10 protein-coding genes are annotated in these 13,675 nt (G+C 40.1%); 5 read left to right on the top strand and 5 right to left on the bottom strand.

Features of this window, described 5'->3' with window-relative positions; all coding sequences use genetic code 11:
* Nucleotides 1-62 precede the first annotated feature (62 nt).
* The 4 genes from P150_RS0108920 to P150_RS0108905 form a co-directional block, all read right to left on the bottom strand.
* Complete coding sequence (locus P150_RS0108920) at nucleotides 63-3,077, bottom strand: T9SS type A sorting domain-containing protein (RefSeq protein WP_028897379.1); 3,015 nt, start codon at nucleotides 3,075-3,077, stop codon at nucleotides 63-65.
* 255 nt (nucleotides 3,078-3,332) lie between these two features.
* A complete protein-coding gene (locus P150_RS0108915; RefSeq protein ID WP_255327171.1) occupies nucleotides 3,333-3,617 on the bottom strand; it encodes a transposase in 285 nt (94 codons plus the stop codon).
* Between the two features lie 162 nt (nucleotides 3,618-3,779).
* The gene (locus P150_RS0108910; RefSeq protein ID WP_028897378.1) at nucleotides 3,780-5,090 is read right to left on the bottom strand and encodes a hypothetical protein; all 1,311 of its coding nucleotides are present in this window, start codon (nucleotides 5,088-5,090) and stop codon (nucleotides 3,780-3,782) included.
* Nucleotides 5,087-5,569, bottom strand: coding sequence for a T9SS type A sorting domain-containing protein (locus P150_RS0108905; RefSeq protein ID WP_028897377.1), 483 nt, complete (start codon nucleotides 5,567-5,569; stop codon nucleotides 5,087-5,089). Before P150_RS0108905 ends, P150_RS0108910 begins: the two co-directional genes overlap by 4 nt.
* A gap of 1,165 nt (nucleotides 5,570-6,734) precedes the next feature.
* Between P150_RS0108905 and P150_RS0108900 the strand changes: the two genes are divergently transcribed.
* From P150_RS0108900 to P150_RS16275, 3 genes are all read left to right on the top strand, one after another.
* Entirely contained in the window at nucleotides 6,735-8,639 is a 1,905-nt protein-coding gene (locus P150_RS0108900; RefSeq protein ID WP_028897376.1) for an Omp28-related outer membrane protein, read from the top strand.
* Between the two features lie 322 nt (nucleotides 8,640-8,961).
* Nucleotides 8,962-9,270: a hypothetical protein gene (locus P150_RS17825; protein WP_197018070.1), complete on the top strand. Its 309-nt coding sequence runs from the start codon at nucleotides 8,962-8,964 to the stop codon at nucleotides 9,268-9,270.
* A 10-nt stretch (nucleotides 9,271-9,280) separates the two neighbouring features.
* A complete protein-coding gene (locus tag P150_RS16275; RefSeq protein ID WP_051617611.1) occupies nucleotides 9,281-10,408 on the top strand; it encodes a thiol-activated cytolysin family protein in 1,128 nt (375 codons plus the stop codon).
* Between the two features lie 504 nt (nucleotides 10,409-10,912).
* On the opposite strand, the gene P150_RS0108890 is transcribed toward P150_RS16275, so the two are convergent.
* Entirely contained in the window at nucleotides 10,913-11,428 is a 516-nt protein-coding gene (locus tag P150_RS0108890; protein ID WP_155952981.1) for a hypothetical protein, read from the bottom strand.
* A 365-nt stretch (nucleotides 11,429-11,793) separates the two neighbouring features.
* Between P150_RS0108890 and P150_RS0108880 the strand changes: the two genes are divergently transcribed.
* Together P150_RS0108880 and P150_RS0108875 are read left to right on the top strand one after the other, a co-directional pair.
* Nucleotides 11,794-13,122 (top strand): ATP-binding protein, encoded by a 1,329-nt coding sequence (locus tag P150_RS0108880; protein WP_028897374.1) that lies wholly within the window; start codon nucleotides 11,794-11,796, stop codon nucleotides 13,120-13,122.
* Between the two features lie 166 nt (nucleotides 13,123-13,288).
* Complete coding sequence (locus P150_RS0108875; protein WP_028897373.1) at nucleotides 13,289-13,657, top strand: desulfoferrodoxin family protein; 369 nt, start codon at nucleotides 13,289-13,291, stop codon at nucleotides 13,655-13,657.
* The last annotated feature ends 18 nt before the right edge of the window (nucleotides 13,658-13,675 follow it).

The following is a 13,675-nucleotide window of genomic DNA, read 5'->3' as shown; positions in this document are numbered from 1 at the left end:
CAGAAAAAGCACAAGAGTGTGCCTGCTATTGATTTACAGGTACACTCTTGTTTGATTGGAATTTACTTAATAATCATTTTGACAGTAGCCTCTTTGCCTTCAGAAGTGATGTGCAGCAAATAGATGCCATTGGCAACATTAGCAACATTCATTTCGGCGGCGTTCTCTACTCTTGCAACCACAGCACCTGAGGTTGAAATGAGCTCAGCTCTGTCGCAAGTCTTTTGCAAATAGATAGTGTGGCCTATCAGCTGAGCCGGTACGTCCAATGTACTGATAGTCTTGATTCCGCTTGTTCCTGCTTCCTTATAAGAGAAACGAACGAATGGCAAGAACTCGTAAACACCAACGGCTTCAAGGTCGATGTCGCCTTCGCTTGAGCTTCTGTAACACAGAACACGATTTTCACCCTTTCGGTTGTCATAGAACCACCAACTTGGGTGATTATCATCGTTGGCTCTCACTCTGCCCGGACGTTTTTCAAAGTTCACCATAAGGTTTTCGCCATTATAATCGAAAGCCTTGTCAAACATAAGTTCCACGGTGCAAGCATCACCAACTTGATCTACACAGATTTCTTTGTCAAACACATTGGTCCAACCAGTTGTCATAAAGTCCTTAGTAGGATCCAGTTTGGTCTTTTGACTGTTCATCAAACTGATGCGAACAGGGATATCAATCAGAACATCACCACCCGGCTTGCCGACATAAACAAGCTGCATACCAGTAAGCTGTATGTTCTTCTTGCTTTGGAGCTCTCTTGCTAAATAAAGCACTTGGTTCTGGTTGTAATTGAAGTGCATAAAGAAAGGTACCGTCCAGCCATTATTGTCTTTTCTGCTATAAAGAGAAATCCAGTCAAGCGCATCCGTTTCCTGTACTTTCACATCAATAAACCTGTCAGTCTTGTTGTCAAGTGGATAAGCATCGCCTTCCAATTCCACTTCAGCGGTAATCTTTATTTGCTGCTGCTCTGTTGGAGTCCACAAAACAGGAATGAGTTCCGTCTGCTTTGGTTCAAGTGGAAGACCAGACATTTCTTCAATTACTTCGCCGGTCTCCTGATTAATCAGTTTCACTTTATAATCTTGAACGGCAGCACTTCCGCTGTTATATACAGTTACATTTACCGTTGTTTCCTTATCTTGATTTACCAATGTATTACCGGTAACGTCTTTTACCATTATATCTTTATCAGTGTACTCACGGATAGAGAAATTGCGCACGGTAATCCAACCCATCATAGGATCAGAGGTAACGTGGAAGCCAACATATCCTTCGCCATCGAAATCGGATGTGAAGATACATTCGTCATCATAGACATACTGAATAGTATGAATATTGTCTCTTTCATAAACCTTCTTGAACTTCTCTGAAATCAAAGCAGGATCCACAGTCTGGCTTACACCAATTTCCCAGCTTTCTTTTGTGTCAATCCAAGAAGAAGACTGATATTTGAATCTCACGAGATATTTCTTGCCTTTCTTGAGCATTAAAGGAGGAGACATCAAGTAGTCATTTGCTTTGTTGTTGCAGAAACCGCCATTATAGATAGCCTTATCATCTTCCGGCTGCCATCTCCATTCAGCTCCCTCGTCGTCTGCATCACCATTCACATCAATGGAAGTCCAAAGATTAAAGTCTTCAAGAGTACGAATATCATTGGTATAAGGAATTGCAAAGCCTTCTCCGAAAGGAAGAACGTTTGAAACAGCCGGTTCGCTTTCACCTGCATTGTTGAAAGCCGTGATTTCATAAGAGTAGCTTTGACGCTCTTCGCACTTTTCAGTGAAAGATGTTTCAGTTGTTGCTTCAGCAACAGTTATCTTTCCTGGATAGCGGACTACACGATATTTCAAGGAAGCCTTGTCAATCCACGCACCGTTCTTGCCCACTTCAGGAGCTTTCCATGTAACTGTCCCGGTAGTTCCAGTAGCTGTAAGCACGACGTCGGTTGGCATTCCGGGAACATCAACACCGATAAAGGCAGTAATACTATCCGTCAAGCCTTTCTCATTGTCTTTGCGATAAGTAGTTAAATAATAGGTATTGTAGCCGTTCTTTGCAGTATTGTCCACCCAAGTTTGAGCTTTGCCCACACCTGTGGCATTTACGGTAGCGATGACATTGTCTCTTGTGCCACGGCTGATCTTGATAGATTTCAGTTCAGTCAGTTTGTCTCCCTTCCAATTAATGGCAGGGTTCGTCCATTTTAAAGTTGCTTCCACCTTACCATTTTCACCGGGGACACAGGTTAAATCAGTAATCCTACCGGCAGCTTCACGAGAATCAGCTTTCTCGTATGGAATGGTCAAACCAACTATCAAGTCGTATGCCAAACTTCTTGTAACCTTGTATTCGCCTGTCTTCACATTGATCTTCATCAGTTTCCGTGAAGAGTTGGCATTATTGAACAAATACCAAAGATCGCCCGTGGAATGATCAAATTCCATAGAATGGTATAAGATGGGCTTGATATCAGCTCCGTAGTATGTCAAAGTAACTACTTTTTCAGCCTTGTATCCATTGTTGGCATTGAGTTTTACCAATTCTACTTGATAATATTCTCCCTGCGCATTAGGAATACCTCTCGTAGCATAGAGATTACCTTCGTAATCGCTTGCCAAAGCCCATGCGTAGAAATCAAGGTCGGCTACCTTTGTCAAGCCACCATTTGTAATATCTACGGTGTAGAGAGAGGAGAAAGCCTCATTCTTATCGGTCAGCAAACGTCCGATACCATAAGCCTTCTTGTTCGTAGGGTCGTAGGTCATATCATAAATCCATTCCCATTTCTCGGAAATTTCCGGATAAACGTTGAGCGTATCAATCTTTTGAGTTTGGAAATCCACTTTTACGAAAGCATCAGGCTGTTCTGGATAACCTGTATACATTCTAACCAGATAGCCATAGTAACCATCTTCGCACATCGCTCCGGCACGGATACCGTACACATTGAAGTTTCCGGAAAAGTTCGGGTCTACATTCCACAGACGATTAATTTCCTCTTCTGTGTTACTGTAAAAGCTTACATAATTGCGTCCGTTTGTCCAATCCATATAGGTTACACCATACATCAGCACACCTTTGGGGTTTACGGTTTTCGCAATCGGCAGGCGAGTGGGATTCCCTTCATCTACCGGTTCGGTACTTGACTTGCATTTTGTGCTCCCACCATCGTGAATATTCCGGAGAACAGCGAGAGCATAAAGGTTTTTAGATAATTAATTTTCATAATTGAATCGTAATTTAAAGATAAAATAGAATTAAATATTTCTTATATAAAAGTCTCTTTGTGCTTGTGTTGCTATTTTAACGTGAGTTCGACGAATTCAGAATAAAGCAAGCTGTGTGTCCAATGTCCTTTGTACATTGATACACGGCTTCTTTGGAAACAGGCAATAGGCAGCGATGGCCCCCAATAAATTGACGATAAAATTGTCAAAGGACCGATGCCTGGAGTGCTCTACCTGTGCAATGTTCTTGAGCTCATCATTTACCGTTTCTATGATAGCCCTCTTTCTGAGCAGCAGTTTATCCGAAATACAAAATATTTCCGTAACTTTGTCTTCGGTGAACATAGCTATTTTTGTTTGTAATTCTTTGTATTTCAACACTATAAAGTTACAACAAATTTCGCTAATCACCAAATTTACAAAGACTTATAATTCGTCGAACTCACGTTATTTTATGTGTTTGGTATTTGAAAGTCCGACGATTTTCAGTTTGCAATATTCATATATATTTGAAACTATAAAATCGTCGAACTCGTGTTTAGTTTACTTTGCGTTTTCAATCATCTGGAACTTTGCCTGTACCCTATCGGCAAGTTTAATCATAGGAAACTGGGTAACACCATAAGAAGTTCCCTGAACGATGCGTGTCGGAGCAACATTGCCCTTTGCTTCGCCAGCTCCTGTTGTAAACGCTACCTTCACGAGCGGCCCCCACTCATCATTAACATTCTTTGCGATAGAGCAAGCGTAGTATTCTGTGTTAGGATCAGCATTCCAAGTTGCATTATCAACACCATACTGATTCCAATAAGGATCTTTCGGATAGTCCTGCTTCAATAATGCTGTTACACCTGCCTCGCCCATATCAGCCTTGTCAAATGCCTTCTTTTCAATGATAATATCTCTGTGCAATGAGCATTCGCTGTTTGGAGTGTAAATTACCCGCTGATAGTATCCTTCGCCTCTCTTTGCAAATTCTTTAATTTCGATACTTACCTGAGCAACACCCGTACCGCCAAGTTTCTTTGTCTTAACAGGAATGATAACCATATCAGCATAAGTATCGGCTACGTCCCATGCCTGAACATAAACCTCATAGTCCGTGTCAGGAGCCAAGCCCGTCCATTCGTAAGTAAATTCGCCAGTGCATTTGATACCAAACTGCTTGATCATATCGCCCATGCTGCTCAATCTCATCATAGGACCAAACTGCTGGAACTGCTCTTCAGCCTTACCCTTAGGGAAGATACAGATAGCATAACCCTTAACGTCCTTGTTGGCTGTGAATTGAAGCTTTGCAGTAGTAGCTGTTATTTCCACACTCTGTCCCTTTACCTCAGGTGTTCCAACGAGTGGCTTGCGCGGAGTCTTAAATTCAGCCTTTGACATATTGCAGGCAACACCATACTTGTCGTAACCGAGCGTAATGATAGTATAAGGAGTGTTATCCTTAAATGGTTCTGCAAAACCAGTCATCTGTGCATTTGTGAACTCATCGCTCTGCATAGGTGGGTTAGTGCTGTTAAAGTAAGAAACAGCGATTTCATCGGAAGTAATCCTACTTGAAATTGTCTGAGGGATGCAAGCAATCTTGTATGACACACAAGCCGGTGTCTTTTGCAGTGCGAGCCAAAGTGTATCGCCCGTAGCTCCACTCTTGAAGTCCTTGTAGGTAACCTCGGCTGCAACGCGTCCTTCAACGGTTGCGAAGAAAAGGTTATCAACTTGATCAACTATAAATCCTTTCTGGACTTTATTCTTATCCAATACTACCAATCTGTTTGGTTCTGTTTGAGCAAATGTATTCAAACTGAAGATTGCCATCATAAGGCAGAGGAATATATTTTTTTTCATTGCTTTATAAATTTAAAGGTTGTGTTTTTAACTTTAAGAATAAATACGCCACGTGTCAGGTTTGAAATGTCAATGCCTTCTCCGTTAACGGTTGTAGCGCATAGCATTGTCTGACCATTAAGGTCGTAGATTGCAACATTTGCTTGTCCGTCCAATCCATTGACGTAAAGCATTTCGCCTCGTTGGAATATTTTTATTCCACTTGTTCCGCGATCACTTACAGTCTCAATCCCATCTGTTGTTTTAACAAAACTGATAGTTTTAATGGCAGATAATTTCCACACGGGTTCTACTGCGAAAGTGTTTCCCACGATGTGCAAACCATCAGCAGCGATAGTTATCTTCTGGATGTCTGTTATGGCATATTTGCCAACATCACCCGAATGTGGCGTAACCACAAGCTGCGTCTGCGCATGGACTTGCGAGAAGCCCATTGCCATTATGGCAGTTAAGACATTTGAGATTAGTCTTTTCTTCATAATGATTATTGTTTAAGTTAATATTTAAAATGTTTTACTTGGATAATCATTTAGATTATAATTTTAGGTTATTGTTTGCGATTTTCAAGAATCATTTAAAGTTAATGATTCAGAAGTTTGTCTAAATTTACAAAGATATTTTGATTAACTATTCATTTTTATCTTATATTTTTAAAAAATTAACAGTACAGGGTGGTTATTGATATGTAATTGGTATATTTATACCATATTTTATTTTAAACTCTCTAAAAAACATGCTTTTTCATAGAAGAAAAGAAAGTGAGGGAAAGAAGGCGATTTTGAATGAAATTCTATATCCCAATTTATAAAATGTGGTCTGAAGATGGCCGCAAGGATTGGCAGAAAAGCTATATATAAATAAGGTGTAACTGTCATTTGCAAAAAGATTTGTTTCCATTTCAAGTTTAGGACGTAAAACAGCTACAATAAATCATATTGCAGATATAGTTTTCTATCAATAATTTCTCGTTAGCAGTAAATCCTTTCAGCATAAAATCCTCAAACTATCCCGTTAGCTTCTGAGCATACAACAGTTTTTTGGCAGTTTATCTATTTATTTGCCTATCTCACTTCTCCGGGAACGAGCTTACCCTAAACTTGGAGGTATGTAAGCACGGTTTCGAGCTATTGAAGACACGTTTTCTAATCTTGCGAAGAATGCGTTGCAATCTTCGCACGTTTGTATCCTATTTTTGCGAAGATTGCAACGCATTCTTCGCAAAAATGGAAACGCACAATTTATCTACTGATTCTCAAACACTTACAGACTGCATAGATTTCTCACAACTTGGCATAGAGGTCAAAAGCGCACTGAAAAATCTCCGTTTTTGTTTTGCATTATTTTTATAAATTATAAGATATTGCCCATTTGCAAAACTCATTACTTTAAAATCTAAAGGATTTTTTTAAAAAAAACTTTTAAAATAATAGTTATTTCGATTTTTTTTTCTATCTTTGCGATGTTAGTCGTATAATACTCGTAAATTTAAAGCACAACAGCATTAAATCCAAGTAAATTTTATGACCTGACAGAACTATAAACAAACCCCATTGTTAATCAAGTCTTATTGGCATAAAGACTACTAAAACACCAAATAGACAACAATTATTAGATAACCGAAATACTAACCAAACAAAAAAACAAATGAAAAGAATTCTATTATCTTGTGCTGCATTTGCATTGGCAGTCATGGCTATCGCACAGAGCAGTAGCTTAAAATTGAAAGAGGCAAACCTCAGTAGCCTTAAAGCTAAAAGTGCCGTAAACTACGCTCCAGCCAAAAGTAAAGCTGCAAAAGCTAATTTGGCTCAAAACCAGCGTTATATGGGTAACTACTCAAGCGAGACGGTAGCTGAAAAAGGATTGGGCTTTACATCAGCTCCGGGCGAACTGACCCTTGCCACAGAGGTTCATCAGAAAATTTTGACTTCGTATGATGAAGGAAAAGTTATCGGTATGCGTGTAGGACTGGCATCTGATGGTGTTGGTGCCATTACAGCTAAACTGTTTACCATTAAGATTGTTAATGGAAATCCGGAAATCACCGAAGTAGCTAAACAAGAACTTGCAACCACTAAAAAAGGTTGGAATGATGTTACTTTCTCAACTCCCTACACAATTAAGCTCAAGGATGTTGATGGGTTTATGTTGGGATACACCTATACACAGAAGCAAGGTCAGACAACGGATTGTTTCCCAATTTCATTGATAAAGGAAGGAACTATCGTTGAGACAGTAGTTAATATGAAAGGCAAATGGTACAAATTTGGTTCAACAGAGCACGGCAACCTTAGTGTTCAGGCAATCGTGGAAAAGAATTATCCAGAAAAGGATATTATTCTTCATAGTGCCACATTCGACGGGTATTCAAAGGCTGAAAACAATAAGAAAGTTACAATAGAAATCAGCAATTTTGGTAACAAGCCTATCAATTCCTATACTTTGGTAACCGAAATCGACAATAAGATAGTAAAAGAACAGCAGAAGACAGGTGCTTTAACAGGAGAAGTAAGAAACGATGTATTCGAATTCCCAACAACAGGATTGAACTTGGGCGAGCATAAGATTAAATTCTACATTTCAAAAGTAGACAATCAAGCTCCAACCGGCAATACAGAAAACGATGCTTACGAGTCAAAAATAAACATCTATAAAGAGGCAGTTAAGAGACAAAAACATCTTGTAGAGCAATTTACTGCTATCGGATGCACATGGTGTCCTTTAGGTTCTAAGTTCTTGCAGAAGTTGGAAGACCAGCGTAAGGATTTAGCTTGGATAGCTATCCATTGCAAAATGAATGTTGATGATCCAATGCAGACAGAAAAAACTGTGGCAATACAGGAATTGCTCAATGCAACAAGTTTCCCATCAGCGTCATTCGACAGAATGGTCATCGCAAACTCTCTTGTAGCAGGAATTGGTTTTGATCAGAAATATTATGAGGAACTTTACAAATACTTTAGCCAGATATTTGCACAGGAAGAGCAGCAGGCACCTGCATTCGTGAATATCGACTTGACTGCAAACGAAAAGGACAACAAATTGGCTATCAATGTGAAAGGTACAGGTGTTGAGGGAGCAGCTGAATTGCTTAAGAACTACTCACTCTATGTTTATGTAACAGAAGACGGTATCGTTGAAAGACAGCTTGATAATGGTAAGTGGATTCCTGATTACGTTCACAACAACGTATTCCGCGATTGTCTCACAGATGTCAAGGGTGATAACATTACTTGGAGTGGAAACAACTTTGAAAGCAAATTCACTTATACTATCCCTGCTAAATATAAAGCGGAGAATATGAACGTTATCGCTTTTGTGGCTCCTAAATTGGGCGACCCATCAATTACAGTAAACAACCTCGTAGTAAATCAGACAAATAAGGCTAAGGTGGTTGCTGCTACTGGTATTGAGAACGCAACAATAGGCGAAGAAAATGAAATCGTAGCTTACTACAACATCGCAGGTCAGAAATTTGATGCTCCACAAAAGGGTGTGAACATTGTTAAGTACAAGAATGGCAAGACTCAGAAAGTCATTGTAAAATAACAATAGCAAGGATGCAATATAGAAATATCATTGCGCTCAGATAGCGATGTGTGCTATCGCTGACAAAACAAACGTATTGCATCAAAACGAAAAGCGACAGAAGGCTGAACTCCAATTCAAGGAGTTCAGCCTATTTTTATGGCATTGTCAAACTTCAATCAGTACATTATTAAGTTACCCATCAAGCATCGTATAAGGAGAATCAGAGTGCCAAAATGTTATATATATATTAAAAGCAAGATGTTTCGTGCAGTAAAACCGCAACATCTGCATTTAGCTTATAAACAAAAGAAAAATTAATTACTAAAAGAAAGGCTACATTATGAAACAGACGATGCTAATGAAAGCGATGGCCGCAATGAGCTGCGGCGTGATGTTATTCTCATCTTGCTCACAAGACATAATCGATGACAACGTGAAGCAAGACACCAAGAAAGATCTTAATGAATATGTGTACAGTTTACCTTCGATACATCAAATCAGTCCGTTCAAGGAAAGACGTGCAGTACCGGGTGCTACACCTGCCTATTTCAAGGCTTTGCCGAAGACACGCGCTTCAGCCGCATTGGAAGAAGAATACGAACAGGCGAAGGAAGTGGAAGATCACACTCTCAACCACACTTCTGGGTAAGGAAAGTTCTGTGGTTACGGTCGATAAACCGACGCTCTCAAGCGTCCGCGCCGGTATCAGCAAGCTGCTGACGAAGGAATACGACGCACCTCCTGCAAACATTACCTACTCTTCCGAGGAAATCTACGACGAAGAGCACTTGAGAATTGCACTCGGCATCAATTACAGCGGTGCAGGCAATTCGTTCAAGGGAAAGGGTTTGTTCGAGTATAAGGACGACAAGAACCGCTATCTCGTAAAGATACAGCAGGTGTTCTATACCATCGACGTGGACCGTCCACGCACTCCGGCAGATTTCATCACGGTGCCCGACAACGAATACGAGCAGCAATTGGGCAAGGAAAAGCCCATCTATGTATCTTCCATCAAGATGGGACGCGTCTTCCTCCTCGGTATAGAGACATCACTGAAGAAGATTGACGCCGAAGCAAAGATACAGGCATCCTTCCTTTCAGGCGGTGTAGGAGTGGAAGCGGAAACAGCTTTCAACGAATTGAAGAAGAGTTCCAAGATTACCGCACGCGTATTGGGTGGCGACGCACAGCTGAGCGCACGCGCCATCACAGATATCAAGCAGGTTGCGACGCTCTTGTCGGAAGGTGCAAAGTTCAGTCGCCAGAACCCCGGTGCTCCTATTGCCTACAAACTTCGTGAGCTGGGTACCAACAAGCCGTTCAAGACTGCCATCTACTCCAAGTACCACAAGGGTGGACAGAACAAAGACCGCTTCAAGGACAATCAACTTGACTTCACGCTGACATTCTCTCCCAACTCTCTCTTCACTCCGGAGGGCACACTCAACGAAGTTGGTGTAAGCACACTTCGCATCTACCGCAAAGGCAATCCTACACCGAACATCTACAACCTTGTGTTCAGTTTTGGAGGCGTTGCAGAATTGGTTCCTAATCTGGAGGTAGGCGACAAGGTTCAGCTTGTATTCGACCGTAAGGCGAAAGGCGACAGATTCAACAAGGAATATATCTTTGAACTGCCTGAGGTTCAAACTCTGATGGAGCTTTGCGTGGCAAAGAAGGGTGCAAACCTTTACGATGGCGACAACCCTCTCAGATTGAAGTCTAAGAACCACAATGGCGAATTGACATTGACCCTCGGTCTGGTCAATCCTAAACTGAGATAAATAACTCAGAAAGACAATCAATATTTTAAAAATATCAGCGATTCTCTATTCATACATAGAGTTTCGCTGATTTTTTTTATACATTATCACAGGTTCATTAAACTCAAAAGAAATTGATACTACACTTTTTGGTAAGCAAATATTAGCACATTTTATAAACAACTGATTTACAAATATTTACAAAGAAACCTCTTTCAAATTCCAATCTTCGCAAAAACGCATTGCATTCTTCGCAAAAATGCAATGTAAATATACGAAGAATAGAATGCGTTTGTCGCAAGATTACAATCTCACTTTCCCACAACAGTTTTTTATGCTTCAAATGTTCAATTTCAAACGTTCGGAAAAGCCGTCAATATATCCAAATTGCTGAAATATTTTGTACGTTTTCAGGTAATCAAATTTTACAAAAATGATTGATTTACACAGAATGAACAGGATTTACAGAAACTAACTTCTGCTCCCTTTCCCTTGCCCTCCCTCCTGATACAAGATGACAGGGAGTTATTCCCTTGGCTTAAACGATTTGAAACAGAACAGATACGAGAGGAATAAACAAAGCGTTGTAATCGGATTTATAACTTCAACGAGGATGTTTAGAGCATTGGCACTTGCACAAGAAGCCATCGCGGGAAGGATAAGATTGGGAAGAATGATAGATGTTGAAGCGGCAAATCCCGACAATCTGACATATCCTCGGAAGAGCACGATGAAAAAGATGGAAAGCGACAAGATGATGATTTCCTTTGAAAGGAAGAATATGCTCGGAAGATAAATACCTGTATTGAACCACGGCACAGGGCTGACGAAACCGAGAATGAATATTATAAATAGCAGAACAATAAGCAATCCACACAGATACTGGGCTTTGCTTTCTCTCTTGCGAAACAGAATCAGGAACTCACAGTAAAATATGCTCTGGGCAAGGAGCAGAAGAAAGTCTGTCAGATGCTTGAATATTGCTGTTTGCAGAAGTGCGTGCAATGGGACAAGCAAGACGTGGTAGTGTCCTTTTTCCATTATAATTCCACGGAACTGGCGAAAAAGCAGTACTGAAAATATACAGAGCAGTGCTATTTTCAGGCGAGAAAACGATTCCTTGCTTATTGTGAAAAAATTATTCTGTGGCATATAGCTTTTATTGTTTTGGGAAAACTTACGTATTGTTCACAATGCAAATATCATCATTTTTCCTGAATTTCCCAAATAAAATATCCTTTCATATTTTGCAAAATACTATTGTCAGCGTTCCCAAATCAGCACCTTAATTTTGGAAAAGTGTATTTTAAAAGCCTTGTTTTTATAGGAAAAGTGTATGTTTTGCTTGGTTATTTTATAGGAAAAGTGTATATTTGCAGTATCAAAAACTAAGGAAAAGTACATTTATGCTGTATCGGAAAATAGGAGAAGTGATTGAAAATCACTTGAAATCAGGAGATGAAAAGATTCTTCTGATAGATGGAGCGCGACAGATAGGAAAGTCTTTTATCATTCGCCATATCTGTAGAAAACTATATTCAAATTATATAGAGATTAATATGGAGGAAGACAAACTTGGCAACAGGATATTTGCTGATGCCAAAACGGTGGAAGATTTCTATTTGTCCTTGAGTATCAGGCACGGCGAAAAGATGGGAAATGCAGCCGATACGCTGGTGTTTATCGATGAAATACAGGCATACGACCATCTTCTGACATTATTGAAGTTTCTCAAGGAAGACCAGCGTTTCACATACATAGCCAGTGGTTCACAGTTGGGAATAGCCCTGAAGCAGACCAGTTCGTTGCCTTTGGGGAGTATTTTGCAGAGGCAGATGTATCCATTGGACTTTGAAGAGTTTCTTTTGGCAAATGGAGTCGGAGAACTGGTAATAGAAAACATTCGGAAAAACTTTGAAGAGCGCAGGGAAATGAGCGAATCCCTGCACAACAAACTTATGGATTATTTCCGGAAATATCTTCTTACCGGCGGACTTCCAGATGCTGTAAATAATTTTGTTGCTCAGCAAAATATCTCTACAATGCGTCTGGCACAGGAAGCTGTCTACAAGAATTACAGTATTGATGCCGCAAAATATGAACAGGAAAGCAGCAGGCGACTCAAAGTGCAGCGCATTTATGATATAATTCCATCTAATTTGGAAAGAACAAAGAAGCGCATTGTGGCAAAGGAAATAGAGAATAAGGTGGGGAAACGAATGGCTAATTACGACGATGAGTTCGAATACCTGGTAGCATCGGGCATTGCCTTGGAAGTGAAGGCTATCAGTACGCCCACCTATCCTCTGATAGAGAATAGTGGAAAGAATCTGATGAAGCTCTATTTGAATGATGTCGGATTGCTCACAAACATCTATTATCGTAACAATCCCAAGCCAATTCTCGATGATACGGCAAGTATAAATCTTGGTTCTGTGTATGAAACGGTGGTTGCACAGGAGTTGAAAGCACACGGTTTCTCGTTGTTTTATTATGACAACAAGCAAAACGGAGAAGTGGATTTTCTGATAGATGATACCGAGCATCTTTCGGTTATGCCACTTGAGATAAAGTCTGGCAAGGATTATACAGTGCATAGTGCGCTGACAAAGTTCATCAGCAACAGGCATTATGGCATAAAGAATGCCTTTGTGTTTTCCAATGAACGGAGTGTTTTTGTGGAAAACGGCATTACCTATCTGCCCATTTATTATGTAATGTGCTTTAAACCTTGATGCAAAACAAGGCATTCCTTACTGCCAAATCGTTTCCAATGGATATTAAATGCAAATAAAGTTTAAATGTTCAAGGGAAAGTTGTACTTATTACAAAAACTTTTGCAATGTATTGATTTTATATGTATCTTTGCAACATACAAAAACATTTAAAAAAATAATTATTATGGCAAAGAGAAACGAAGTATATAAGTGTAGTGAGTGTGGTAATTTGGTAGAAGTTCTCGTATCTTCTGACAAGGGACTTTGTGGTTTCGAGCAGCTGACAGAGAACACAACAGATGCTGCAACAGAAAAGCACGTACCAGTAGTGGAGAAAATTGAAGGCGGCTATCGTGTAACTGTTGGCGAAGTTGAGCACCCAATGACCGAAGCTCACTCTATACAGTGGATTGAATTGATTACAGAGAACAACGAAGTTCTGCGCAAATATCTTGATCCAACAGAGAAGCCGGTTGCTGAGTTTAAGACAGACGCTAAGAATGTTTACGCCCGCGAATACTGCAACCTCCACGGTCTTTGGAGATCTAAGTAAGCAAATTGCTTATAAAGA

Source organism: Prevotella sp. HUN102 (assembly GCF_000688375.1).
Lineage (GTDB): Bacteria > Bacteroidota > Bacteroidia > Bacteroidales > Bacteroidaceae > Prevotella.
This window is presented reverse-complemented; position numbering and strand designations above follow the sequence as displayed.